General features: G+C 68.6%; 25 protein-coding genes. 11 read left to right on the forward strand and 14 right to left on the reverse strand.

Annotated features, from left to right (window positions below):
• The first annotated feature begins 36 nt into the window (after window positions 1-36).
• Entirely contained in the window at window positions 37-582 is a 546-nt protein-coding gene (locus HSX43_RS11020) for a P-loop NTPase family protein (RefSeq protein WP_179380178.1), read from the forward strand.
• Between the two features lie 10 nt (window positions 583-592).
• On the opposite strand, the gene HSX43_RS11025 is transcribed toward HSX43_RS11020, so the two are convergent.
• A complete protein-coding gene (locus HSX43_RS11025; RefSeq protein WP_179380179.1) occupies window positions 593-1,111 on the reverse strand; it encodes a tetratricopeptide repeat protein in 519 nt (172 codons plus the stop codon).
• A gap of 93 nt (window positions 1,112-1,204) precedes the next feature.
• Window positions 1,205-2,554: a 3-phosphoshikimate 1-carboxyvinyltransferase gene (aroA, locus tag HSX43_RS11030; protein ID WP_179380180.1), complete on the reverse strand. Its 1,350-nt coding sequence runs from the start codon at window positions 2,552-2,554 to the stop codon at window positions 1,205-1,207.
• A 124-nt stretch (window positions 2,555-2,678) separates the two neighbouring features.
• Here aroA and HSX43_RS11035 point away from each other — a divergent pair, with 124 nt between their 5' ends.
• Window positions 2,679-3,722 carry an MBL fold metallo-hydrolase gene (locus HSX43_RS11035; protein ID WP_179380181.1) on the forward strand — a complete coding sequence of 348 codons (1,044 nt, stop codon included), beginning with the start codon at window positions 2,679-2,681 and terminating at the stop codon, window positions 3,720-3,722.
• Between the two features lie 6 nt (window positions 3,723-3,728).
• On the opposite strand, the gene HSX43_RS11040 is transcribed toward HSX43_RS11035, so the two are convergent.
• The 5 genes from HSX43_RS11040 to HSX43_RS11060 all read right to left on the reverse strand — a co-directional run bounded on the left by HSX43_RS11040 (window position 3,729) and on the right by HSX43_RS11060 (window position 7,104).
• Window positions 3,729-4,529, reverse strand: a complete 801-nt coding sequence (locus tag HSX43_RS11040) for a class I SAM-dependent methyltransferase (protein ID WP_179380182.1) — start codon at window positions 4,527-4,529, stop codon at window positions 3,729-3,731.
• 46 nt (window positions 4,530-4,575) lie between these two features.
• Entirely contained in the window at window positions 4,576-5,274 is a 699-nt protein-coding gene (trmB, locus tag HSX43_RS11045) for a tRNA (guanine(46)-N(7))-methyltransferase TrmB (protein WP_179380183.1), read from the reverse strand.
• 91 nt (window positions 5,275-5,365) lie between these two features.
• Entirely contained in the window at window positions 5,366-6,433 is a 1,068-nt protein-coding gene (locus HSX43_RS11050) for a 5-(carboxyamino)imidazole ribonucleotide synthase (protein WP_179380184.1), read from the reverse strand.
• Window positions 6,430-6,918, reverse strand: a complete 489-nt coding sequence (purE, locus tag HSX43_RS11055) for a 5-(carboxyamino)imidazole ribonucleotide mutase (RefSeq protein ID WP_179380185.1) — start codon at window positions 6,916-6,918, stop codon at window positions 6,430-6,432. Before purE ends, HSX43_RS11050 begins: the two co-directional genes overlap by 4 nt.
• Before the next feature lie 9 nt (window positions 6,919-6,927).
• Entirely contained in the window at window positions 6,928-7,104 is a 177-nt protein-coding gene (locus HSX43_RS11060; RefSeq protein WP_179380274.1) for a YdcH family protein, read from the reverse strand.
• A 218-nt stretch (window positions 7,105-7,322) separates the two neighbouring features.
• On the opposite strand from HSX43_RS11060, the gene HSX43_RS11065 reads away from it, so the two are divergent.
• Together HSX43_RS11065 and HSX43_RS11070 are read left to right on the forward strand one after the other, a co-directional pair.
• Complete coding sequence (locus HSX43_RS11065; protein ID WP_179380186.1) at window positions 7,323-7,772, forward strand: Hsp20 family protein; 450 nt, start codon at window positions 7,323-7,325, stop codon at window positions 7,770-7,772.
• Window positions 7,773-7,812: 40 nt separating this feature from the next.
• Window positions 7,813-8,049 (forward strand): DUF1150 family protein, encoded by a 237-nt coding sequence (locus tag HSX43_RS11070; protein WP_179380187.1) that lies wholly within the window; start codon window positions 7,813-7,815, stop codon window positions 8,047-8,049.
• Between the two features lie 12 nt (window positions 8,050-8,061).
• Here HSX43_RS11070 and HSX43_RS11075 read toward each other — a convergent pair whose 3' ends face one another.
• From HSX43_RS11075 to HSX43_RS11095, 5 genes are all read right to left on the reverse strand, one after another.
• Window positions 8,062-8,454: a response regulator gene (locus HSX43_RS11075; RefSeq protein WP_179380188.1), complete on the reverse strand. Its 393-nt coding sequence runs from the start codon at window positions 8,452-8,454 to the stop codon at window positions 8,062-8,064.
• Window positions 8,455-8,626: 172 nt separating this feature from the next.
• The gene (locus tag HSX43_RS11080) at window positions 8,627-10,348 is read right to left on the reverse strand and encodes a bifunctional sulfate adenylyltransferase/adenylylsulfate kinase (RefSeq protein WP_179380189.1); all 1,722 of its coding nucleotides are present in this window, start codon (window positions 10,346-10,348) and stop codon (window positions 8,627-8,629) included.
• Window positions 10,349-10,449: 101 nt separating this feature from the next.
• On the reverse strand, window positions 10,450-10,755 hold the full coding sequence (locus HSX43_RS11085) for a hypothetical protein (protein WP_179380190.1): 306 nt from the start codon (window positions 10,753-10,755) through the stop codon (window positions 10,450-10,452).
• Between the two features lie 100 nt (window positions 10,756-10,855).
• A complete protein-coding gene (trxB, locus tag HSX43_RS11090) occupies window positions 10,856-11,893 on the reverse strand; it encodes a thioredoxin-disulfide reductase (RefSeq protein WP_179380191.1) in 1,038 nt (345 codons plus the stop codon).
• 97 nt (window positions 11,894-11,990) lie between these two features.
• Window positions 11,991-13,271 (reverse strand): PQQ-dependent sugar dehydrogenase, encoded by a 1,281-nt coding sequence (locus HSX43_RS11095; RefSeq protein ID WP_179380192.1) that lies wholly within the window; start codon window positions 13,269-13,271, stop codon window positions 11,991-11,993.
• A gap of 231 nt (window positions 13,272-13,502) precedes the next feature.
• Here HSX43_RS11095 and HSX43_RS11100 point away from each other — a divergent pair, with 231 nt between their 5' ends.
• The 3 genes from HSX43_RS11100 (at window position 13,503) to HSX43_RS11110 (ending at window position 16,373) form a co-directional block, all read left to right on the forward strand.
• The gene (locus HSX43_RS11100; RefSeq protein ID WP_179380193.1) at window positions 13,503-14,003 is read left to right on the forward strand and encodes an Lrp/AsnC family transcriptional regulator; all 501 of its coding nucleotides are present in this window, start codon (window positions 13,503-13,505) and stop codon (window positions 14,001-14,003) included.
• 213 nt (window positions 14,004-14,216) lie between these two features.
• Complete coding sequence (locus HSX43_RS11105) at window positions 14,217-15,080, forward strand: DUF2971 domain-containing protein (protein WP_179380194.1); 864 nt, start codon at window positions 14,217-14,219, stop codon at window positions 15,078-15,080.
• Between the two features lie 375 nt (window positions 15,081-15,455).
• Entirely contained in the window at window positions 15,456-16,373 is a 918-nt protein-coding gene (locus tag HSX43_RS11110) for a formate/nitrite transporter family protein (RefSeq protein WP_179380195.1), read from the forward strand.
• A 73-nt stretch (window positions 16,374-16,446) separates the two neighbouring features.
• On the opposite strand, the gene HSX43_RS11115 is transcribed toward HSX43_RS11110, so the two are convergent.
• Window positions 16,447-17,367, reverse strand: a complete 921-nt coding sequence (locus tag HSX43_RS11115; RefSeq protein ID WP_179380196.1) for a manganese-dependent inorganic pyrophosphatase — start codon at window positions 17,365-17,367, stop codon at window positions 16,447-16,449.
• 169 nt (window positions 17,368-17,536) lie between these two features.
• Here HSX43_RS11115 and HSX43_RS11120 point away from each other — a divergent pair, with 169 nt between their 5' ends.
• The 4 genes from HSX43_RS11120 to HSX43_RS11135 all read left to right on the forward strand — a co-directional run bounded on the left by HSX43_RS11120 (window position 17,537) and on the right by HSX43_RS11135 (window position 20,309).
• Entirely contained in the window at window positions 17,537-17,818 is a 282-nt protein-coding gene (locus HSX43_RS11120; RefSeq protein WP_179380197.1) for a hypothetical protein, read from the forward strand.
• The gene (locus tag HSX43_RS11125) at window positions 17,811-18,488 is read left to right on the forward strand and encodes a DUF2161 domain-containing phosphodiesterase (RefSeq protein WP_179380198.1); all 678 of its coding nucleotides are present in this window, start codon (window positions 17,811-17,813) and stop codon (window positions 18,486-18,488) included. Before HSX43_RS11120 ends, HSX43_RS11125 begins: the two co-directional genes overlap by 8 nt.
• A 173-nt stretch (window positions 18,489-18,661) precedes the next feature.
• Window positions 18,662-19,495 carry a DMT family transporter gene (locus HSX43_RS11130; protein WP_179380199.1) on the forward strand — a complete coding sequence of 278 codons (834 nt, stop codon included), beginning with the start codon at window positions 18,662-18,664 and terminating at the stop codon, window positions 19,493-19,495.
• Window positions 19,496-19,556: 61 nt separating this feature from the next.
• Complete coding sequence (locus HSX43_RS11135) at window positions 19,557-20,309, forward strand: lipase family protein (RefSeq protein ID WP_208454567.1); 753 nt, start codon at window positions 19,557-19,559, stop codon at window positions 20,307-20,309.
• A gap of 8 nt (window positions 20,310-20,317) precedes the next feature.
• On the opposite strand, the gene HSX43_RS11140 is transcribed toward HSX43_RS11135, so the two are convergent.
• Window positions 20,318-22,450 (reverse strand): tetratricopeptide repeat-containing sulfotransferase family protein, encoded by a 2,133-nt coding sequence (locus HSX43_RS11140; RefSeq protein ID WP_179380200.1) that lies wholly within the window; start codon window positions 22,448-22,450, stop codon window positions 20,318-20,320.
• Window positions 22,451-22,528: the final 78 nt, after the last annotated feature.

The following is a 22,528-nucleotide window of genomic DNA, read 5'->3' on the forward strand; positions in this document are numbered from 1 at the left end:
TTGGCCTCCCCACCGGTTTCATGCAATGCGGGCACAATGCGACGGGTGATGATCATCGGCCAGCCCGGATCCGGCAAATCGACGCTCGCCCGCGCCATCGGCGGGATCGCGCATCTGCCGGTCGTCCACATGGATCAGATCCACTGGCTGCCGGGGTGGGTGCCGCGCGAGACGGCCGAGAAGACCCGCCTCTGCCATGCCGTCCATCGCCGGGCCACCTGGGTCTTCGAAGGCGGCCATTCCGCCACCTGGGAGGACCGGCTCGACCATGCGGACACTTTGATCTGGCTCGACCTGCCCACCGGCCTGCGCCTTCGGCGAGTGACGTGGCGCACGCTACGGCTCTGGCGGAGGAGCCGGCCGGACCTGCCCCGCGATTGCCCGGAGCGGTTCGACCTGGAGTTCCTGGGCTACATCTGGCGTACGCGGGAGACGGGGCGCGCCAACTGCGCCCGGCTCCATGCCCGTGCCGAAGGCCGCGCGGCGCGCTATCACCTGCGGTCCGCCGCCGAGGTGCGAGACTGGCTCGCCGCCCTCCGCGCGGCGGCAAAGGCGGGCAACCTCGGGATCTCCCACCGCTGAGGCGCGGCCGTCAGTAGCTCGACCGCCCGCCGAACGCGTCGACGAGCGCAGTCTCGGGCCATGTGCCCCGCGCCCCGCCCGCACGGATCAGCTGCAGCTGCGCCTCCGCCCCGGCGCGATCACCGGCCTCGAGAAGCCCCTGCCCCAGGTAACTCCGCGCCAGCCAGTTCTCGGGATCGAGCGCGAGGGCCGCCTCGTAGAGCGCGACGCCCCCCGCGAAATCCCCCGCCTTGCGCGTGGCATAGCCGCGCACCGTCAGCGCATCTGACGTTCCACCGTCCGACAGCGTGGCCAGCACCCGCAGGGCGTCATCGGCCCGACCATAGGTCGCCAGTTCCCGCGCGCCCTCGATCCGGGTGGCATCGTCGAGGCGGCTGTCGCGACTGTCGATGCAGGCCTTGCGCGCGGCGTCGTAGACCTGCGTGCCGGTGCACTGCTCGGTCGTCTGCGTGGGCGTCGTCGGGGCGGAGCCGGCCGCGACGGCGGCCAGCGGCGTCACCGCGATCAGAAGGGCAAGGCGAAGGGTCATGGCGTCCTCTCGGGTTGGCGTGCGTTCGCCCCGAAGGTGACGCATCGCCGGGCCAAGACAAGCCAAGTTAACGTGACGCGTCGCGCGCGAATATTATGCCGCCGTCGCGTGTTCGAAGCGCGCACCGAGCCCCTCCATGAGCGCCCGGAAGATCGGGAAGGATGTCGCGATCGGCCCGGCGTCGTCGACCGTGATCGCCCGTTTCGCCGCGAAACCGGCACAGAGGAAGCTCATCGCGATCCGATGGTCGAGGTGGACGGCAACGGTCGTGCCGCCCTCCACGCCGCCCGCGCCCCGGCCGTCGACCTCCCACCAGTCCGCGCCATCGCGCACGGTCACACCGGCGGCCCGCAGGCCCGTCGCCATGGCGTCGATGCGGTCGCATTCCTTCACCCGCAGCTCGGCCACGCCGCGCATGACGGTCGTGCCCGCCGCGTTCGCCGCGACGACCGAGAGGATCGGATATTCGTCGATCATGCTCGCCGCGCGCGCGGGCGGCACCTCGATCCCCTGCAGGTCGGGGGAGAATTTCGCGCGCAGGTCGGCCACCGGTTCGCCCCCCTCCTCGCGCGCGTTCTCGTAGGTCAGGTCGGCCCCCATCTCGCGCAGCGTCTCGAAGAGGCCGGCGCGCGTCGGGTTGAGGCCGATGTTGGGCACCAGCACGTCCGAGCCCGGCGTGATGAGCGCCGCACAGACGGGGAAAGCCGCCGAGGACGGGTCGCGCGGCACCTCGATGACCTGAGGTCGCAGCTCGGGCCGCCCGACGAGCGTGATCTCGTTGCCTTCCGCCGTCTTCCGCGTCTCGATCTCGGCCCCGAAGCCGCGCAGCATCCGCTCCGAATGGTCGCGCGTCGCCTCCCGCTCGATCACGACGGTCTCGCCCGGCGCGTTGAGCCCGGCCAGCAGCACCGCCGACTTCACCTGTGCGGAAGCCACCGGCGTCACGTAGCGCACCGGCACCGGCTCCGCCGCGCCCACCACCGTCATCGGCAGCCGCCCGCCCGTGCGCCCGTGCGCCACCGCCCCGAAGAGCGCGAGCGGGTCCGTCACCCGGGCCATCGGCCGCTTCCGAAGGCTCGCGTCGCCGGTGTAGGTCACGCTGAACCCATGGGTCGCCGCCGCCCCCATCAGCAGCCGCACGCCCGTGCCCGAGTTGCCGCAGTCGATCACATCCTCCGGCTCCATCAGCCCGCCGACGCCGACGCCGTTCACGACCCAGGTCTCGCCCTCCTTCTCGACCCGCGCTCCGAAGGCGCGCATCGCCGCCCCGGTGTCGAGCACGTCCTGCCCTTCCAGGAGCCCGGTCACCCGCGTCTCGCCCACCGCCATCGCGCCGAGGATCAGGCTGCGGTGGCTGATCGACTTGTCGCCCGGCACATCGGCCACGCCCGTCAGAGGCCCCGAGGCGGCGGCGGTCAGGGGGGTCGCGGGTCCGTGGCTCATGTCTCTCTCCTTCGCTCGGCCAGCGGAATAGACCGCGGGGCGGCGGGCGTCCATGCAGCATCTTCCTGCCCCAAATACTCCGCCCCCCTGTCCAGAGGCCCCGCGCCCGCCTATCTCTCCCCGGATGAGACGCAGAACACTCCTCGGCCTTGGTGCCCTCCTGGGCATCGGGGCCTGCACCGCACGCGAGGTCACCATGGGCAACCGCTACTACCGGGGCCCGGTGAGCAACCATTTCGACGGCGAGGCCTTCTTCAACCCCGGCGGCACGCCGCCGCGGGGGTTCGGTGATTTCCTGCGCTGGCAGGTCAGCGGGAACAGCGCCGACTGGCCCGACGGCGTCGCCGTGACACAAACGCGACCTGAGGCGCGGGGGGAGGACCTGCGCGTGACGCTCGTGGGCCATGCGACCGTGCTCATACAGGCGGGTGGCGTGAACATCCTGACCGACCCGGTCTGGTCGCAACGGGTCAGCCCGTTCAGCTTCGCCGGCCCGGCGCGGGTCACGGCCCCGGGGATCGCCTTCGAGACCCTGCCGCCGATCGACGTCGTCCTTCTTTCGCACAACCACTACGACCACATGGACATCTCGACCCTGCGCCGGCTACATGCGCGCGACGGGATGCCGGTCATCACCCCCCTCGGCAACGACACGATCCTGCGCGATGCGATCCCGGACATCGACGCGCGCGCCGGGGACTGGGACGACGTCTTCGAGGTTGCGGGTCTCTCGGTGCGGATCCTGCAATGTCACCACTGGAGCGCGCGGGGCACGCGCGACCGGCGGCACGCGCTCTGGTGTTCCTTCGCGATCGAGACGCCCGTGGGGCGGATCTACGTCAGCGGGGACACAGGCTACGACGAAGGCCGGCCCTACGCGGTGGGCGCGCGGCACGGGCCCTACCGCCTCGCCCTCCTGCCGATCGGGGCCTATGCGCCGCGGTGGTTCATGCGGCCCCAGCACCAGAACCCGGAGGAGGCGGTCGCGGGCTTCCGCACCCTTGGCGCGGCGCATGCGCTCGCGATGCACTGGGGGACGTTCCAACTGACCGACGAGGCGCGGGACGAGCCGCCGGAAATGCTGCGCAAGGCGCTCGCGGAAAACGGTATTCCCGAATCCCGTTTCCGCGCCGTCGCGCCCGGAACGGCCTGGGACGTGCCGGGTTGACGCATATCACTCGGGCCGGCGCGCGATCGTGAGCCGGTGCTGGTTCAAAGTGGTCCACGGACCGGGCCCGTGCTTCTTGAGTATCTCGCGCAGACCGTTTTCGAACTCGGGCAAACGATCACCGAGGCGCTCCGCACTGGAAACCGACCGGGACAGGGCGTAGGCGCGCACGCGCTTGTACGTCCAGCGGTGCTGACGCAGGGTCCCGTGATATGTGACTTCGGAAAAGGCAGAACGATAGAGTGGGAATTCGTTGCGCTCCCATTCCGGGCCAAACAGGGCACTTTCGCCCTCGGTAAGTTCCGGCTGACGTTGCAGGTAGGCCTTCACCTCCCTCCACCAGGCGTGCGCCGATCCCCGTCCGCCGCCGACCGGACTTTCTCCGAAAAGCGCGAGACATCCACCGGGGGCGACAAGGCCATCGAGATCCGCGAGCGTCTGGTCCCTGTCCATCCAGTGGAACGAGCGACCGAACGTGACAAGCGCCAACGGCCGGTCGACGAAGGACAGGTCGTTCGAGCTTCCGACAAGGAAACGCACATTCGACGGCGCGTCCCGTCGAGCGATGCGGATCATCTCCTTGCTCGGATCGACGCCCAGAACGTCACCTGAGTACTTGGAAAGCTCCTTCGCGATCATCCCGGGGCCGCACCCGAGGTCGAGCGCCGTGCTGTCCGGTCCGAGCCCGGCGATGCGTGCCGCGCGACGGATGACATAAGGCGCATAGACGACACGACCCTTCGTATAGTTTTCCGCGACCGCGTCGTAGCGGGTCGGTGTGAAAGGGACGCTCGTGGAACTGGCCATGATACCTCTTTGATGGTTTAGCCGGAGCTTTTCGTGAGCCGCTTGATCACGAACCGAAACGGAAGGTCAGGTAATGGGGCACCCGCCCCTCGCGGATCGCCTTGGCCTCGTAGCGCGTTCTTGTCCAGTCTTTCCAGGGGCTTCGCCAGTCTTCCGGGCCCTCGGCCAGCCAGGTGAAGCCGTGCTTCGGGACCTCCTCCAGCGTCTGGCGGACGTAGTCGGGGATGTCGGTGGCGACGCGGAACTCGGCCCCGGGTTTGAGGCACCTGGCGAGGGGCTCAAGATGCTCGGCCGTAACGAAGCGGCGGCGGTGGTGGCGGGTCTTGGGCCAGGGATCAGGATAGAGAAGAAACGCTTTGGAAACAGAGGCTTCGGGGAGGACGTCGAAGAGATCGCGCACGTCTCCGGGGTGGATGGCGACGTTCTCGACCCCAGCCTGGCGGATCTTGCCGAGAAGCATGGCGACGCCGTTGATGAAGGGCTCCGCGCCGATGATGCCGGCCTGCGGATTGAGCCCGGCCTGATGGACCAGATGCTCCCCGCCGCCGAAGCCGATTTCCAGCCATATCTCCTTATTCGGAAACAGTTTTTCGAGATCGAGCGGAGTGCGGTCGGGGTTCGTGTCCCAGTCCACAGCCCCGGGTGAAAGGGCGGCGAGATCGGCGTCGAGGTAGCTTTGCTGCGAGCGTTTGAGGGTCTTGCCCTTGGTGCGGCCATAGAAGTTTCGGTGGGGGCGGTCGGTCATGGGGATTTCGAGTATTTCTGGCAGGAAGAGGCCGTTTTGGGCATTTTGTACAAGGTGGCGGAGCCGGTCTGGACGTTTTGTACAAAACCGCTCAGCGCCGGATGTGGTTCACATGCCCCATCTTGCGACCGGATCGCACCTCGGCCTTGCCGTAGAGGTGGACCTGCGCGGCGCTCCGCGACAGCAGCTCCGGCAGCCGGTCCATGTCGTCGCCGATGAGGTTTTCCATCACGATCTCCGCATGGCGCTGGCCGTCGCCCAAGGGCAGGCCCGCGATGGCGCGGATGTGCTGCTCGAACTGGTCGACGGCGCAGCCGGCCTGCGTCCAGTGGCCCGAGTTGTGGACGCGGGGCGCAATCTCGTTCACGACGAGGCCCGCGGGCGTGACGAAGAGCTCCACGCCGAGGACACCGACGTAGTCGAGCGCGTTCAGGATCTGGCCGGCGAGCAGGGCCGCGTCCATCCGCTGCGCTGCCGTGAGCTCCGCCGGCACGGTCGTGGTGCGCAGGATGCCGCCCGCGTGGACATTCTCGCCCGGGTCGAAGCAGACGACTTCGCCCGAGACCCCGCGGGCTGCGATGACCGAGACCTCGCGCGTGAAGTCGACGAAGCCCTCGAGGATGGCGTCGGCCCCCTGCATCGCGGTGAAGGCCTGCGCGGCGTCTTCGGGGGCCTCGATGCGGACCTGGCCCTTGCCGTCGTAGCCGAGGCGGCGGGTCTTGAGGATCGCGGGCGTGCCGAGGTCGGCGAGGGCCGCGGTCAGCGCGGCGGCGTCGGGGATGTCGCGGAAGGGCGCGACGGCGAGGCCGAGGCCTTCGAGGAAGGTCTTCTCGGTCAGCCTGTCCTGGCTCACGGCGAGGGCGCGGATGCCGGGCCGGATGGGGCGCAGTGCTTCCAGAAGGTCGAGCGCGTTGGCGGGCACGTTCTCGAACTCGTAGGTGATGACATCGACCGCCTCGGCGAAGGCCTTGAGCGCGGCGAGGTCTTCGTAGCTCGCCTGGGTGCGGCGATGGGCGACCTGCTCGGCCGGGGCGGCCCCGGGCTCGTAGATGTGGGTCAGGTAGCCAAGGCGGGAGGCCGCGACCGAGAGCATCCGGCCGAGTTGCCCGCCGCCGAGGATGCCGATGGTGGAGCCGGGAGGCAGGGGCGCGTCGGTCATTCGGGGGTCTCCGGGATGGAGGCGGCGAGGTCGGCGCGCCAGGCGTCGAGCCGCGCGGCGAGGTCGGCGTCGGTCGTGGCGAGGATGCCGGCGGCCATGAGGCCCGCGTTCGCCGCACCCGCCTCGCCGATGGCCATGGTCGCGACGGGGAAGCCGCGCGGCATCTGGACGATGGAATAGAGCGAGTCGACGCCCGAGAGCGCGCGGGTCTGGATCGGCACGCCGATGACGGGCACGCGCGTCTTCGACGCCATCATGCCGGGCAGATGCGCGGCCCCGCCGGCACCCGCGATGATGACGCGCAGGCCGCGTTCGGCGGCCGTGCGGCCATAGTCCCAGAGGCGGTCGGGCGTGCGATGGGCGGAGACGACGCGGGTTTCATAGGCGACCGAGAGGACGTCGAGCATCTCGGCGGCCAGTTTCATCGTCGGCCAGTCGGACGTGGAGCCCATGATGATGCCCACGGGCGGCGTGTCTGAGGTCATGGGAGCCTCTCAGGCGATGATGTCGGGGGTCAGCTCGTCCTCGATCCGCTGGATGCGGTCCTTGAGGTTGAGCTTCTGCTTCTTGAGGCGCTTGATGACAAGCAGATCGGGGGCCCGGCTTTCCTCCAGCGCCTGGATGGCGGTGTCGAGATCGCGATGATCCTGGCGCAAAACCTCGAGCCGCATGCGCAGCACGTCGTCGTGGCTGAGTTCTTCGGGGGCGTGGTTCACCGGCGGACCTCTTGGCTCTCGGCCTGTTATACCGGGATCGCGCGCCCGTCCAATGTTTCACGGCCCTGTTTCACGCCCTTGTCGAACGGAAGGGCGATGCCCACATGTCAACCAACCCGGTGCCGCATCAGGGCCGGAGCAATTTCGGATCGCTTTGCGAAAGGACCCGGACCATGACGAAGCCGACCTTCGGCACCCATCCCTTCCTTCTGGGCTTCGACGAGCTCGAACGGCTGGTGGAGCGCACGGCGCGCACCGGCAATGAGGGATACCCGCCGTACAACATTGAACAGACGGGGCCGACGGGCGTGCGCATCACGCTGGCCGTGGCGGGATTCGCGGAAAGCGATCTCGCGATCACGCTCGAGGACCGACAGCTCGTGATCCGCGGGCGGGCCCAGGACGACGGGGCGGAACGCGTGTTCCTGCACCGCGGGATCGCGGCGCGGCAGTTCCAGCGGGCCTTCGTGCTGGCCGACGGCATGGAGGTCGACGGGGCGCGGCTCGAGAACGGCCTTCTGCACATCGAATTGAACCGATCGGTGCCTGAAAACGTTGTCCAGACGATCCGTATCGAAAGTGGCGGCCCCGGCGGGACGGGGTCAGAGGGCACAAACGGCTGACCCCGGCCCGCCGTCAGAGAAAGGAACGACCGTCATGTCCATGACCCAATCCGCAGATATCGACATCGAGGCCGTCGGCGGCGCGCTCGTCTACGTGCGCAAGGTCGATATGGAGGAGCTGCCGCCTGCCGTGCGGAGTGAGGCGCGCGAGGGCGGGCTGGAACAGCTCTACGCCCTGCACCGCGCCGATGGCGAACAGGTCGCCCTCGTCGGCGATCGAGGCCTTGCCTTCACCATCGCGCGCGACAACGACCTTGAGCCCGTCAGCGTCCACTGAGGGCATCTGGTTCTAGTCGTTCAGATCGGCGTGGAGCAGTCGAGAGATCGCGACGGCGACGTGCCGCGGCTGGGTCGGCTTCACCAGGATCGGAACGTCGTCGCCGTAGCGCGTCGTCAGGATATCGAGATCCGCGCGCCCGGTGTGGAAGAGAAACGGCACGCCCCGCTCCGACAGGCGATCGGCGATGGGGAAGCTCTTGCCGCCGTGGATGTCCACGTCGAGGATCGCGGCATCCACCTCCGGACCGCAGGCCGGCAGCGCGGTGTCGACGGTCGCGAAGGGGCCGGTCACATCGGCCCCGTGATCCTCGAGCGCAAGGCTGAGGTCGAGACCGATGAAGAACTCGTCCTCCACGATCAGGATGTTGCAGTCGTCGAGCATGGTCGCTCCGTCAGGTGTCATTCCGCGCGGACAGGCCGCGCGCTGTGACAAGCATTACGCAATGTGGCTTGCCTTGGTTCCTGCCTAGCGCGGAAAAAAGCTCTTAAAATTGCGCAATTTCATCCATAAGATGTAAGGCCAGATTGTCAGATCCCGATTAACGGGAAATGCCGACGGCTCGGGCCCTCCACGATCATGCGCCGGAGATGAGACCCATGGATTCGAGCTTCAGGAGAACCTGCTGCGCGCAATGGTCGACCTCCTGCCCTTCGGTATCGACGACCAGCTCGGCCTCGGTCGGGGCCTCGTAGGGGTCGGAGATGCCGGTGAACTCGGGGATCTTGCCCGCGCGCGCCAGCTTGTAGAGGCCCTTGCGGTCCCGGCGCTCGCATTCCTCGAGCGAGGTGGCGACATGGACCTCGACGAAGGCCCCGAAGGCTTCGATCATCTCGCGCGCGGCGCGGCGGGTGGCCGTATAGGGCGCGATTGGCGCGCAGATGGCGATGCCGCCGTTCTTGGTGATCTCGCTCGCGACGTAGCCGATGCGGCGGATGTTGATGTCGCGATGCTCCTTGGAGAAGGTGAGCTCCGACGAGAGATGCTTGCGCACCACATCGCCGTCGAGGAGCGTGACGGGGCGGCCGCCCATCTCCATGAGCTTGACCATGATCGCGTTGGCGATGGTCGACTTGCCCGACCCCGACAGGCCGGTGAAGAAGACGGTAAACCCCTGCTGCGAGCGCGGCGGCGAGGTGCGGCGCAGCTCGGAGACGACCTCGGGGAAGGAGAACCACTCGGGGATCTCGAGCCCCTCGCGCAGGCGGCGGCGGAGTTCGGTGCCCGAGATATTCAGGATGGTGACGTCATCCTTGTCCTTGATCTCGTCGGCCGGCTCGTATTGCGCCCGCTCCTGCACGTAGACCATGTGCTTGAAGTCGACCATCTCGACCCCGATCTCGGCCTCGTGCTCGCGGAAGAGATCCTGCGCGTCGTAGGGGCCGTAGAAATCCTCGCCTGCGGAGTTCTTGCCGGGGCCGGCGTGGTCGCGGCCGACGATGAAGTGGGTGCAGCCGTGGTTCTTGCGGATGAGCCCGTGCCAGACGGCCTCGCGCGGGCCGGCCATGCGCATGGCGAGGTTGAGGAGCGACATGGTGGTCGTGGAGGCCTGATACTGGTCGAGGACGGCCTCGTAGCAGCGCACGCGCGTGAAGTGATCGACGTCGCCGGGCTTCGTCATGCCGACGATCGGGTGAATGAGCAGGTTGGCCTGGGCCTCGCGCGCGGCGCGGAACGTCAGCTCCTGGTGGGCGCGGTGCAGCGGGTTGCGCGTCTGGAAGGCGACGATGCGCCGCCAGCCCAGCTTGCGGAAATAGGCGCGCAGCTCGTTCGGTGTGTCGCGACGGGCCCGGAAGTCATAGTGCATTGGGGCCTGGATGCCAGTGATCGCGCCGCCCACGTAGACGTCGCCCGCGGTGTTGTGCAGGTAGTTCACCGCCGGATGCGCCAGGTCGTCGGCCCCGAAGACCTTCTCGGCCTCGCGCGCCTTGTCGGGGCGATAGATGTCGGAGACCGAGAGCGTCGCGAGGATCACGCCTTCGGGGTCGCGCAGCGCGATGTCCTTGCCGGGTTCCAGCGTCTCGGCGAACTTTTCCGACACGTCGAGCGTGATCGGCATCGGCCAGAGCGTGCCGTCTGCGAGGCGCATGTTCTCGACCACACCCTCGTAGTCAGCCTGCCCGAGGAAGCCCTTGAGCGGGTTGAAGCCGCCGTTCATCAGAAGCTCCAGATCGCACATCTGGCGCGGCGTCAGATCCCAGCTGACGAGATCGGCGGCCTCGGCCTTCAGCTTCTGGGCGCTGTCGTAGTTGACGTAGAGCTCCGAAATGGGAGCGAGGTTCGCAATACCGAAGGACATGAATCAATTCTCTCGAATGGTGTCTGGTGCAGGTGCGGATGCGCGCGTCTAGACGCAAAGGTCCGGCGGATTCAAGCGCAGGTTGCCGGCCATGTGGCCCATCAGAGGTACGGCGCGAAGCAGGCGGCGTGATCGGGATCAGGCCGCGCCCCGGTGAGGACGGCGCGCGCGGCAAGGGCGCGCGCGTCGGCCGGGTCGCGCGCCAGGGCCGCGTCGATCGGCGCGGCATTGCCGGTGCGGATCGCGTCGACGAGCGGGCCGTCGCGCACCGGATCGGGTGCGGGACAGGTGCCGCCCGTGGAAACGGCGCGGGCGACCGCCGGGCTCGTGCCACCGGTCGTGGTGCCACCGCCGCAGGCCATGAGGAGCGTGACGATCGAGAGGGCGGACAGAGGTTTCAGGGGCATCGACGTCTCCGGCTGTATCGCGGCGAGCCTAACCGGGGTGCCGGCGGGACGAAACCGGGGGGTACATCGTCGCGCGTCTCCCCGCCCGCCGTGCCGCGGCCTACTCCGCCGGCTCGTCCACGGGCGCGCCGTATCCCAGCGGCTCCGACGGATCGCGGTCCGGGTCCCCCGGGCCGCCGGTCTCGCTGTCGAGCCCGTGTTCGGCCAGGAACTTCTCCGCCTCGAGCGCGGCCATGCAGCCCATTCCGGCCGAGGTGACGGCCTGGCGGTAGACGTGATCGGTCAGGTCGCCCGCGGCGAAGACGCCGGGGATGGAGGTCGCTGTAGAGTCGGCGGCGGTCTTGACGTAGGCCCCGCTGTGCAGCTCCAGCTGATCCTTGACGAGCTCGGAGGCGGGCGCGTGGCCGATGGCGACGAAGAAGCCCTCGACGGCGATCTCGCGGGTCTCGCCCGTCTGCGCGTGCTTGAGGCGCAAGCCCTCCACGCCGCGCGGCGTCTCGGAGCCGAGCACCTCGTCGACCTCGTGATCCCAGATGATCTCGATCTTCGGGTGCTTGAACAGGCGGTCCTGCAGGATCTTCTCGGCGCGGAGTGAATCCCGGCGGTGAATGAGGGTGACCTTCGAGGCGAAGTTCGTCAGGAACAGCGCCTCCTCGACAGCGGTGTTGCCGCCGCCCACGACCGCGATCTCCTTGCCACGGTAGAAGAAGCCGTCGCAGGTCGCGCAGGCGGAGACGCCGAAGCCCTTGAAATGCTCTTCCGAGGGCAGGCCGAGCCACTTGGCCTGCGCGCCCGTCGCGAGGATGAGCGCATCGGCGGTATAGGTCGTGCCGCCATCGGAGGTGGCCACGAAGGGCCGCTGCGAGAGGTCGAGCGACGCGATGTGATCGCCGATGATCTCGGTCCCGAGCGCGCGCGCCTGCGCCTCCATCCGCTCCATGAGGGCGGGGCCGGTGACCTCGATGTCGCCGGGCCAGTTCTCGACCTCGGTGGTGATGGTGAGCTGGCCGCCGGGCTGGATGCCCTGGATCAGCACCGGGTTCAGCATCGCGCGGCTGGCGTAGACGGCCGCCGTGTAGCCTGCGGGGCCGGAGCCGATGATGAGAACCTTGGAATGGCGGGTGTCCGAATCTGACATGGCGAGCCCCTTCAAGTCTGGAGGCCCGATATAGTCGCCAAGAGGGGGCGGAGAAACCCCCGCCCCCGGTGTTTCAGGCGGTCGTGATCGCGCCGCCCTACTGCGGCGGGGTCAGCTTGTGGATCATGCCTTCGTCCACCGCCGCATAGAGGCTGCCGTCCGGGCCGAGGACGAGCGAGCGGAAGCGGCCCGCCTCCATCGGCAGCGTCAACTCGGTCACGTCGACGACCTCGGTGACGTCGTCGTTGAACTCCATGATGTCGATACGCTGGCCGATGGGCGTGCCGCCGAAGCCGATGCCCATGATGCCGACGGCCATGGCCCCGTCCCAGTCGCCCCAGCCGGCCCCTTCGAGGAAGACGGCGGAGGACGTGCCCTGCGACCAGCCGTTGTTGTCCCACACGGGGCGCATGGCCTCCGGATAGGTCTCGGTGTCGGTCATCGGCATGAAGGAGGCGCGTTCGTAGCGGTCCATCCCCTCTTCCTGATTGGGGGAATAGCCACAGTAGCCGTCGGGGCAGTCGCCGCGTCCGGCCATGTTGTCGCGCGGGTCCCATCCGGCGTTGCCGCCGTTTTCGAGCACCGTGATCTCGTCGGAGTGCCAGGGGCCGTGCTCGGCGGCGATCACGTCGCCCGTCTCCGGGTGGAAGGCGATGCCCTGCACGTTGCGGTGGCCGTAGGTGAAGGTGCGCGGGTCGAAGCCCTCGGGCGGGGCGTTGTCGGGATGCGCGTTGCCGTCGGTGTCGATCCGCAGGATCTTGGAACCCATGAGCGTCGGGCTCTGCGGGATCTCGGCGTTGTGGTTGTCGCCCGTCGTGAGCCAGAGCGCGCCCTCGGCATCGAAGCGCACGCGCCCGCCGTTGTGCGCGCCGGGACCGCCGAAGGGGTGATCCGAGGCCGCCATCTTGTAGGGCACGTCATCGACGATGTCGGTGCGCTCGGAGACGCCCGAGAAATCCTCGGCCACGGTGAAGCGCATGAGCCGGTTGGTGTGCGGATCGGACATGTTGGACGTGGAGTAGACGTAGATCCGGCGGGTCTCGGCGAAATCCGGATCGACGGCGACGCCCATCATCCCCGCCTGCCCCTCGCAGAAAAGGTCGTCGGCGGTCGCCGGGTAACCCTCGGCCCCGGACATGCCCAGGAGCGGCGTGACCGTGCCGTCGGGCATCCGCACCGAGAGGCCGAGGCATTTCTCGGTGTAGAACATCGTGCCGTCCTCGAGGAAGGCCATGTCCCAGGGCGCATCGAGCCCCTCGAGCACGACCTCGTGGGCGAGGCTTGTGGTATTGGGGCCACCCTGCGCCAGAACGGGCGCGGCGGTGAACAGCGTGAGTGCGGCGAAACCGGCCGCGGCGTTTCCTAAATCACGGAACATGGACGTCCTCCCTAGGAATGCCGGCGCACCGCGGCAGACCCGGGTGCATCCGGACCCCGCCCTCGGGCGGGCCTCCGACGCTAGAGATCGCAGCGCCCTGCGACAACGGCGATGGCGCGCGAGGGATGCAGAACGAAACGATCTTGCCAAACGGCGAAACTTTCTTGCGCGACCGGGCCATTCATGGGACAGGAGTGGAATACGACCCGTCGCCTGCCTGCAAGGACCGCCATGCCGACCACCCGCCTCGACCCCATCGACCGTCAGATCCTGTCCGAGCTTCAGGCCGACGGGCGGATGACCAACGTGGAGCTGGCCCGGCGCGTCGGCATCAGCGCGCCGCCCTGCCTGCGCCGGGTGCGCGCGCTCGAGGAGGCGGGGCTGATCCAGGGCTATCACGCCGACGTCGACGCGCGGCAGCTTGGCTTCGAGGTGCAGGTCTTCGCCATGGTGTCGCTCACCCGCCAGGCCGAAAGCGACCTGACGGCCTTCGAGGCGCTCTGCCGTGACTGGCCGCTCGTGCGCGAGTGCCACATGCTCAACGGCGAGACCGATTTCATCCTCAAGTGCGTGGCCCCCGACCTCTCGACCTTCCAGTCGTTCCTGACCGGCGCGCTCACCGCGGCCGAGAACGTCGCCAGCGTGAAGACCGCGCTCGTGATCCGGGGGGCCAAGGACGCCCCGGGCGTGCCCTTCGAGGTGCTGGAAGAACGGCTCGCGCAGGAGGCGTGAGGGGGCGACCGCTGGACAGGGGACGGCTGGCAGGCGTGGTTGGCCGTGGCTCGGAACACCGGCCGTCGGATCGGAAGCGATGCGGGGCGTAGAGGGCAGCTTGGAGCCCATCTTCCGGAACTTCTATGACGCAGCGAATGTCTGCTTTCGAAGAAGTGAATAGGAGTCTCCGCAGAGCCAATTTGCATGCTACTACTGTGGGCGAGGTCAAGTATGATTGGGAAACTTCCACCACTCTATAAGTTCTTGGACAGAAACGGAGCCCGTCTCACGCTTGGGAACGGCACATTCCGGCATGCCAGGCCGTCATCTTTCAATGATTTGGAAGACCTAACGGTTAGAAGCGTTTTTTCGGAAGAGACGGAAGTCGCATTGGAGGTTTTAACTTCAGCGATGCCAGACGTGATAGCGCAGAACTTGGAAGCGGAACCGAATGGTGATCCAAAGCGACGCCTCATAATTAAGATGATTCAGCAAGCGATCAAGGCGAACCCAGAAGTCTTGGATGTGATCCGCGATGAGTTGCAGAAAGCGCCAGTATACGATGTTGAGGCCATGCGGCTGAAGTCCGAGAGTTTCGTTGCCGAGATCAATGATTTCATGCAGGGATATCGTATTCTCTGTGTGACACCGGCGCTCAACTCTGCTCGAATGTGGGAAGAGTACGCCGAGAACGGTCAAGGAGTTGCCCTGCGCATTGAAGGAAACTTAGAGAAAGACTCCAAGTTTCAATTGTTCCGCCCAGTTACTTATGCGGATCAAAGGCCGGCTCTTTACGAGAACACAGAACAGTTTATCGAAGACGCCGTATTTGGTGATCGTGAGAAGGTGCACGCCGCGATTTTGGAGAAAATCATCTATACGAAGACACGCGAATGGGAACATGAGCAAGAGTATAGGCTTTCTGTGCCGCTGCGGGCTGGAGAAGAACCTTGGGAGACGCTCCCTTACCACTCCGAAGAGGTCACCGAACTGCATATCGGGCCCAGAATGCCTGACGCGGACCGAGAAGAGATTCTGCAATTGGGCGAGCGTCGGAACCCAAACATTAAGGTGTTTCATCTAAGTGCGGATTGATGGCTTGCGGAACCGACACGAATTCATGGAAGCCGAACGTGAATTGATTTGGCCGCAAACGAATGCTTCCTACTCAGTCTCATAACGCTCCAATTGCAGCCTCAAGCGGCCTTTAGTTGGGAACACTCCAAAGTCCGCTTTGTGCGCATACCGACTGCACTCCGAACGGCTATCGCCGCCGGATCCGCCCTGTCCGCCTTCCGGTTTGAAGACCGAAGGCCCTCGACCTGACGGATCGGGTGCGGCGTATACGGACCGGGCCCATGCACCAGGCACCCCGTGGATTGCACGGCCGTTACACCTTGCCACCCGCCCCCCGACCCCTTGACGGACGCGGTCCGAACGCCACCCTGAAGCGGGAGCCGCATCAAGGGGATGACCGGACTGCCCATGGCCGACGAGAGCGAAGACAACGGGGCGGGCGACGCCGATCTCGCGGCGCGCGTGAAGGCGCGGGAGGCGCGCGAGCGGGAGCCGACGCCGACCGAACGCGCCCTGACGGCGGAGGAGCGCAGCACCGTCGGGCGGCACACCAAGCTCTCGGCGCTGGCGGTCTATTCGATCATCCTGCGCGAGGGCGAGGAGGAGATGCACCGCCCGAAGACCTCGCTCTGGTGGTCGGGGGTGGCCGCGGGGCTCGGCATCTCGACGTCGGTGCTGATGGTCGGGGTGATGCGGGCCGCGCTCGGGGCGGACCACCCCTATCTCGGCCTCTTCCAGGCCTTCGGCTACACCTTCGGCTTCGTCCTCGTGATCCTCTGCCGGCTGCAGCTCTTCACCGAGAACACGATCACGCCGATCCTGCCGTTCCTGGCCGCACCCTCGCGCGACAAGCTCTACGACATCGCCCGGCTCTGGAGCATCGTCTTCGTCGCCAACATGGTCGGCACGGCGACGACCGCGCTCCTGGCCGTGCACGGGGGCATCCTGTCGCCCGAGGTGCTGGGCGGCATCCTCGACATCTCGCGCCACGTGGCCGGCTTCACCTGGTCCGAGGCGCTCCTGCGGGGCATCCCCTCGGGGTTCTTCATCGCCGCGCTCGTCTGGATGATGCCCTCGGCCAAGGGGTCGGAGCTTCTGCTCATCATCATGTTCACCTGGCTGATCGCGGCGGGGGATTTCACCCATGTGGTCGCCGGATCGAACGAGATCTTCGTGCTGATGTTCAACGGCGAACTCGGGATCGGAGCCGCTTTCGCGGTGCATATCCTGCCGATGCTGATCGGAAACATCATCGGCGGGACCGGGCTCTTCGCGATGCTGGCCTACGGGCAGGTGCACGACGAGATGTAGGGGCCGTGCGAGGGGCCGGCCCCTCGCGCTCCCCGGAGTATGTCCGGCAGGAAGACGGGGGATCCCCGGTTCGTCAGAGCTTGAGGGCGGGGATGATCTGCTTCTTGCGGCTCATGACGCCGGGCAGGACGACCATGTCGCCCGAGACGCTGGCATCGAAGCTCTTCTCGGCGACCGTCCTGGTGAGATCGTTCGGCACGAGCAGCGTCGCTTCCTCCGAGAGGATGTCGACCACGAAGAGCAGAACCTGCTCGACCCCGTCCTCGGCGGCGACCGCGGGCATCGCCTCCATCAGCGCCGCCTTGCGCGACAGCACGGCCTCGGGCGACGTGGTCTCGAGCACGGAGACGCGGAACTTGGTCCCCTCGACGGCATATTCCTTCGAATCCATGCGCAGGAGCTCCGCCTCGGAGAAGGCGGAGACGTCGGACTTGGCCGCGAACATCTCGGCCGCATAGGCCGGGATGTCGATGCCAAGGTCGCCCGCGAGCCGCTCGGCCAGCGCGCGGTCGTGGTCGGTGGTGGTGGGCGAGCGGAACTCGAGCGTGTCCGACAGGATGCAGGTCAGCATCGCGCCCTTGATCGCGTCGGGAGCCGCCGAGAGCGACTGACCCATGAGATCGGCCATGATCGTCGCGGTGCAGGCGAGCGGACGAATGGTGATGTCGATCGGCCCGGACGTCTCGAGCCCGCCGACGAGCTTGTGGTGGTCGATGATCGCGCGCACGTCGGCGGCGTTGATGCCCGCCGGCAGCTCCGCCGGGTTGTTGGTGTCGACCACGACGCAGGGCTGGCCCGCCTCGACGTCGTCGATGATCTTCGGCTTCGGCAGGTCCCACCTCTGGAGCATCCAGGCGGCTTCGGTGTTCGGTTCCCCGAGGAGCGCGGGGGCGGCGGCGGTGCCGGCGACCTCGTTGAGATACCAGGCCCAGGCGATCGGCGAGCCGGTGGAATCGGTGTCGGGGGATTTATGGCCGAAGACGAGGGTGGTCATGGCGGAATGTCCTGTGCTCAAACGCGGGTGTCGCGCGGGGCCATAGCGCAGGCGTCGTCGCGTGTCACGCCTCGGGCGCGGCCGGTCGGCGGCGGGAGGCTCCTCGGAGCGGAGTGGACCGGAGCGTACCCGGCGCGTAGACTGCCGATACGATGTGGCGGAGGGTGACATGGGCGACGGGGAACCACTGATCGAAGGCGATCACATATTCGCCGCGGATGCGCGTTTCGGCGGGCTGATCGCCGGTTCGGCCCGCGTGGCCGAGGGCGTCGCGGTCACGCTCGACGGGATGGTCGGGGGCGACTTGCGTATCGAGGCGGGGGCCAGCGCCACGGTCAACGGGATGGTCGGCGGAGACCTCCACGTGGCCCCGGGCGGGACGCTGCACCTCAGTGGGATGGTCGGCGGCCGGGTGGTGGATCGCGGCGGCGCGTCCGCCTCCGATGGCTGACGCCGGCACGGCGAGCCGCGCGCCCGAAACCGCGCTCTATGCGCCCGTCAAGGCCTTCCTCGAGGCGCAGGGCTATGCCGTGAAGGGCGAGGTCGGGCCGGCCGACGTGGTCGCCGTGCGCGGCGTGGAGCCGCCGGTGATCGTGGAGTTGAAGACCGGGTTCTCGCTCGCGCTCGTGCATCAGGGGATCGATCGTCAGGCGGTGACGCCGCATGTCTATCTCGCGGTGCCGGAGGTCGCGGGCAAGCGCGGATGGTCGACCCTGCGCGCGAACCTGAAGCTCGCCCGCAGGCTCGGGCTCGGCGTGCTGACGGTGCGGGCGTCGGATGGTCTCGTGACGGTGCATTGCGACCCGGGGCCGTTTCGCCCGCGGCTGGTGAAGAAGCCGAAGGAGGCGCTCCTGCGCGAGTTCGCCGCGCGCACGGGCGATCCGACGGCGGGCGGCTCCACACGCAGGGGGCTGGTCACGGCCTATCGGCAGGACGCGATGCTGGTCGCGTCGTTCCTGATCCACGTCGAGACGGCGCGGGGTCGCGACGTGAAGGCGGCGACGGGGGTCGCCCGGGCGACGAACATCCTGCGGGACAACCACTACGGCTGGTTCGAGAAGGTGGAGACGGGCGTCTATCGGTTGAGTGCCGCGGGGCGGGAGGTCGCGGACGCCGGGTGACGCGGCGGACCGGAGCGGCAGGAGATCGTCGGGTCGAGCCCGACGATGACGGAGCGTGGCGTGCATCCGCTCCGGAGCCGCGCAAGGTTTTCGGCGAAAACCTTGCCGAAACTTTTCCGTGAAAAGTTTTCACCCCGCTCGACAGCCGCGCGACGGGGGCGCAGACAGGCGCAATGCCGCTCGCCGTCCTGACCCTCGTCGCCCTCTGCTTCCTCGCTGCCAACTCCCTGCTGACGCGCGCCGGCGTGCTCGACGGGACGGATCCGATGGCCTTCGCGGCGATCCGAGTGGCTGCGGGGGCCGGCGTGCTCGCCCTCCTCGCGATGCGCCGCGGCATCACGGTCACCGGCGGGCGACGCTGGGGGGCAGCAGTAGCGCTCGTGGTCTATCTCATCGGCTTCTCGCTCGCCTATCGCACGCTCGACGCGGGGCTCGGCGCGCTCTTGCTGTTCGCGACCGTACAGCTCGGGCTCTTCGCGCTCTCGATCTGGCGGGGGGAGCGGTCGGGGCCCGTGCGCCTCCTGGGGATGGGTCTTGCGCTCGCGGGGCTCGTCTGGCTGCTGCTGCCGGGCGGCGGCACGCGCGCCGATCCGGTCGATGCGGCCCTCATGGTGGTCGCGGGGCTGGGCTGGGCAGCCTATACCTTCGCCGGCAAGTTCGAGCCGAAGCCGCTCGCCGGGACGGCCGGGAATTTCCTCGTCGCGACCGCGCTCATGGCGCTGGCCGTTCCGCTCTGGTGGGGCGCGGCCGTCACGCCCTTCGGCGCGGTGATGGCGCTCGCCTCGGGTGCGATCGCCTCGGGCCTCGGCTATGCGCTCCTCTTCCGCGTGCTGCCGCGGATGGGCGTGGCGACGGCGGGTGTCGCGCAACTCGGCGTGCCGGTGATCGCCATGCTGGCCGGGGCTGTCCTGCTGGCGGAGGTGCCGACCGCACGCGCCCTCCTTGCGGCGGCGCTCGTCCTTCTGGGGATCGCGCTGGCGACGCTCCGGCCGAGGCGCGGGGGGTGAAGACGCAGCGTCGCGCCACGCGGAACTGGCAGGCAGGCGATCGAGCGCCTAGATCAGCGGAATGTTGCGTCTTGCCCTCTCTCTGCTTCTTGCCCTCCTCCCGGGCCTGCCCGCGCGCGCGGGCGACAGCCCCCCCGAAGGTCCGGCCTGCGTCGTCCTGCTCCACGGGCTTGCACGGTCCGATGCCTCGCTTCTCGTGCTCGAGGAGACGCTCGCGCTGCAGGGCTACCGCGTCGTCAACAGCGACTACGACAGCGCCGCCGACACGATCGAGGGGCTGGCCGTCTCGTCCCTGCCGCCCGTGATCGCCCAGTGCGACGACGCGCCCGAGGTCCATTTCGTGACCCATTCGATGGGCGGCATCCTCCTGCGGCAATGGATGCGGGAGAACGAGCTGCCGCGCCTCGGCCGGACGGTGATGCTCGCCCCGCCGAACCACGGCTCGGAGATCGTCGACACGATGGCCGACCTTGCCGCTTTCGAATGGATCAACGGCCCCGCGGGGGCGCAGCTCGGTACCGACGGCCTGCCGGGGCAGCTCGGTCCTGTCTGGCCGGGCGTGGGCATCATCGCCGGCACGCGTAGTCTGAACCCGGTCTGGTCGACGGTGCTGCCGGGGGCGGACGACGGCAAGGTGTCGGTCGCCTCGACCCGGGTGGAGGGGATGGACGACCATATCGAGGTCGGCGCGACGCATACCTTCATGATGAATCAGCCGCTGGTGCTGGTGCAGGTGCTGCGCTTTCTCGAGACCGGGGCCTTCGACCCGGAATTGACGCTGGCCGAGGCGGTCGAGGTGCTCGCCTCGGGCTGACGCCCCGGTCAGTCGGGCAGCAGGCCGCGTGCGTCGAGCGCCGCGATAAGGGGGGCGATCTCCGCTTCGCTCTTCCGCCAACCCTCCTTCGAGGAGCGATAGAGCGGCTGGCGCACCTGCGCGAAGCTGAGCGTGCGGACCTGGCCTGCATGCTCGTGGAACGACAGGACCCTTTCATCCCAGTCGAGCCCGGCATGGGCAAGAAGCGCTCGGGATTGGCCCTCGGGATCATCGAGCAGGTCTTCGTAGGCGATCCGGTGGATCGTGCCCGGCGGCAGCACCCTCTCCCAGAAGGCGACGGCGCGCCGGAAGAGGCCGATCTGTTCGGCGATGCCCTCCTGCGTGGCGGCGTAGCGGTGGCTGCCGTCACGGAAGTGATTGCGCCAGATCGACAGGCCGACGTCGCGCGGGTCTCGGGTGACGACGACGACGCGGGCCGCCGGCAAGATCGCGCGGACGAGCCCGATGTCGAAGAAGGTATGGATCGACTTGTCGGTGATGCGGGCGGTGTCGGAGGTGCAGGAAACGGCGCGGCGCGCGGCCTCGGCATAGGTGTCCCCGGCGGCGGTGAGGACGTCCGCAGTGGGCGTCTCGCCCCGCTCGATGCCCGCGACGAGGCTGGCTGCGGCCCCCCGCAGGACGCCGAGTTCGCCACAGGCGGTCACTTCGGGATGCGCGGCGAGGATCGTCTCGACGAGCGTGGTGCCCGAGCGCGGCAGGCCGGTGACGAAGATCGGCGCGGCCCCGGCGGTGCTGGTCGCCCCGGCGGCGCGGGCCGCTTCGAGGGCGGGCCAGGTGGTCTGCGTCGCGCGTTCGAAGACCGCCTCGAGCTGGCGCGGATCGTAGGGGTAGCTCTTGAGCATGGAGGCGTTCGCCGCCGTCAGATGGCGCGCGGCCGCCGCGGGGTCGTGCGGGCCGAGCGCACGGGCGAGCGCATAGTCGAGCATCCGGCGACCGGGGGCCGACACGTCGGGGCGCGCGAGTGTCTCCCGCATCAGGGCGATCGCCGGATCGTCGGCGGCGAGCTTAACGCCATAGGCAAGCGCGCGGGCGGCGACGCCATCCGCCGGGTCGGCCGCGAACGCGGCACGCAGGTCGGCCTCGGCCCCCTCGGTGTCGCCATCGGTCAGCCGCTGCTGGCCACGGGCGGTCCGGGCGGCCGCGTGGTCCAGGTCGGTCGCGAGGATCTCGTCGAAGAGAGCGCCCGCCGCTTCGGTATCGCCGGTGTCGCGCAGGATCCGGGCGAGCAGCATCTTGGCATCGGCCGCCTTGGGCGAGCGGGCGCGGGCATTGGCGACGGCCTCGGCGGGGCGGTCGGCGCGGGCTGCGGCCTCTGCGGCGAGGGCGAGGACGGAGTCGTCCTTCGGGTGACGGGCGAGCAGCCCTTCCGCGACGGCGAGCGCGCGGGCCCCGAGGTCCGATTGCAGCGCGATGCGCCCGTAGATGAGATGCGCCGCCTTCGAGAGCGGCGCGACATGGGCCGCGCGGCGCGCCTCGGCCAGCGCGGGGGCCAGCGCGCCCTGCGCCGAGAGCGCACGCACGAGCCCGAGCCGCAGGTCGAGGGCATAGGGTTCGAGGCGCAGCCCCTGCCGAAACGCCTCGACTGCCTTCGCGGGCTGCCCGGCGGTGAGCCGCGCCTGCGCCAGAAGACCCCAGACCACCGCGCCCGGCCGCGCCTTGAGCAGCGGTGCCGCCCGGGCTTCCACCGCGCGCAGGCCCGTCGCTTTCGAGAGCTGCGCCAGATCCGCGCGCGTCGCGGCCCCGGTGCCCGACGCCCGCGCGCCCTGCCCCGTGCCGGCCGCCTGCACCATGGCGACGAGCGCCGGCGGCAGCCCTGCCTTGCGCGCCCGCGCCACCAGCTTGCCAGCCCGGCCCGCACGGGCCTCGGCCAGCGCATATTCGAGCCAGACGATCGGTTCCTTCGGGGCGAGCATGAGGCAACGGTCGAAGGCCACCCGCGCCGCCTCGTCCTCTCCGAGCGCGGCTTCGGCCTGCGCCAGTTGCAGCCAGCCCTCGGCCAGCGCGCCGTCGACGCCGAGCAGCGGACGCAGCAGATCGCGGGCCTCGGAGGGGCGTTCGGCCTCGAGCGCGGCGCGGGCGTCGGCGAGGATCCGGGCGGCAGGGGACGGCGCATCGGTCATGGCCTCGCGCTAGCACGCGGCGGAGAGCGGCGGAAGGCAGGGCCGAAACCGATTGTTTCGCCATCTCGCGTAGATCGC

It is taken from the genome of Jannaschia marina, assembly GCF_013404595.1.
GTDB classification, from domain to species: domain Bacteria; phylum Pseudomonadota; class Alphaproteobacteria; order Rhodobacterales; family Rhodobacteraceae; genus Jannaschia; species Jannaschia marina.

Excerpts from the sequence above, each read along its gene's own strand:
- HSX43_RS11020 (WP_179380178.1), top strand. The coding sequence starts at position 37 with ATGCGACGGGTGATGATCATCGGCCAGCCCGGATCCGGCAAATCGACG.
- HSX43_RS11025 (WP_179380179.1), bottom strand. The coding sequence starts at position 1,111 with ATGACCCTTCGCCTTGCCCTTCTGATCGCGGTGACGCCGCTGGCCGCC.
- aroA (WP_179380180.1), bottom strand. The coding sequence starts at position 2,554 with ATGAGCCACGGACCCGCGACCCCCCTGACCGCCGCCGCCTCGGGGCCT.
- HSX43_RS11035 (WP_179380181.1), top strand. The coding sequence starts at position 2,679 with ATGAGACGCAGAACACTCCTCGGCCTTGGTGCCCTCCTGGGCATCGGG.
- HSX43_RS11040 (WP_179380182.1), bottom strand. The coding sequence starts at position 4,529 with ATGGCCAGTTCCACGAGCGTCCCTTTCACACCGACCCGCTACGACGCG.
- trmB (WP_179380183.1), bottom strand. The coding sequence starts at position 5,274 with ATGACCGACCGCCCCCACCGAAACTTCTATGGCCGCACCAAGGGCAAG.
- HSX43_RS11050 (WP_179380184.1), bottom strand. The coding sequence starts at position 6,433 with ATGACCGACGCGCCCCTGCCTCCCGGCTCCACCATCGGCATCCTCGGC.
- purE (WP_179380185.1), bottom strand. The coding sequence starts at position 6,918 with ATGACCTCAGACACGCCGCCCGTGGGCATCATCATGGGCTCCACGTCC.
- HSX43_RS11060 (WP_179380274.1), bottom strand. The coding sequence starts at position 7,104 with ATGCGGCTCGAGGTTTTGCGCCAGGATCATCGCGATCTCGACACCGCC.
- HSX43_RS11065 (WP_179380186.1), top strand. The coding sequence starts at position 7,323 with ATGACGAAGCCGACCTTCGGCACCCATCCCTTCCTTCTGGGCTTCGAC.
- HSX43_RS11070 (WP_179380187.1), top strand. The coding sequence starts at position 7,813 with ATGACCCAATCCGCAGATATCGACATCGAGGCCGTCGGCGGCGCGCTC.
- HSX43_RS11075 (WP_179380188.1), bottom strand. The coding sequence starts at position 8,454 with ATGACACCTGACGGAGCGACCATGCTCGACGACTGCAACATCCTGATC.
- HSX43_RS11080 (WP_179380189.1), bottom strand. The coding sequence starts at position 10,348 with ATGTCCTTCGGTATTGCGAACCTCGCTCCCATTTCGGAGCTCTACGTC.
- HSX43_RS11085 (WP_179380190.1), bottom strand. The coding sequence starts at position 10,755 with ATGCCCCTGAAACCTCTGTCCGCCCTCTCGATCGTCACGCTCCTCATG.
- trxB (WP_179380191.1), bottom strand. The coding sequence starts at position 11,893 with ATGTCAGATTCGGACACCCGCCATTCCAAGGTTCTCATCATCGGCTCC.
- HSX43_RS11095 (WP_179380192.1), bottom strand. The coding sequence starts at position 13,271 with ATGTTCCGTGATTTAGGAAACGCCGCGGCCGGTTTCGCCGCACTCACG.
- HSX43_RS11100 (WP_179380193.1), top strand. The coding sequence starts at position 13,503 with ATGCCGACCACCCGCCTCGACCCCATCGACCGTCAGATCCTGTCCGAG.
- HSX43_RS11105 (WP_179380194.1), top strand. The coding sequence starts at position 14,217 with ATGATTGGGAAACTTCCACCACTCTATAAGTTCTTGGACAGAAACGGA.
- HSX43_RS11110 (WP_179380195.1), top strand. The coding sequence starts at position 15,456 with ATGACCGGACTGCCCATGGCCGACGAGAGCGAAGACAACGGGGCGGGC.
- HSX43_RS11115 (WP_179380196.1), bottom strand. The coding sequence starts at position 17,367 with ATGACCACCCTCGTCTTCGGCCATAAATCCCCCGACACCGATTCCACC.
- HSX43_RS11120 (WP_179380197.1), top strand. The coding sequence starts at position 17,537 with ATGGGCGACGGGGAACCACTGATCGAAGGCGATCACATATTCGCCGCG.
- HSX43_RS11125 (WP_179380198.1), top strand. The coding sequence starts at position 17,811 with ATGGCTGACGCCGGCACGGCGAGCCGCGCGCCCGAAACCGCGCTCTAT.
- HSX43_RS11130 (WP_179380199.1), top strand. The coding sequence starts at position 18,662 with ATGCCGCTCGCCGTCCTGACCCTCGTCGCCCTCTGCTTCCTCGCTGCC.
- HSX43_RS11135 (WP_208454567.1), top strand. The coding sequence starts at position 19,557 with ATGTTGCGTCTTGCCCTCTCTCTGCTTCTTGCCCTCCTCCCGGGCCTG.
- HSX43_RS11140 (WP_179380200.1), bottom strand. The coding sequence starts at position 22,450 with ATGACCGATGCGCCGTCCCCTGCCGCCCGGATCCTCGCCGACGCCCGC.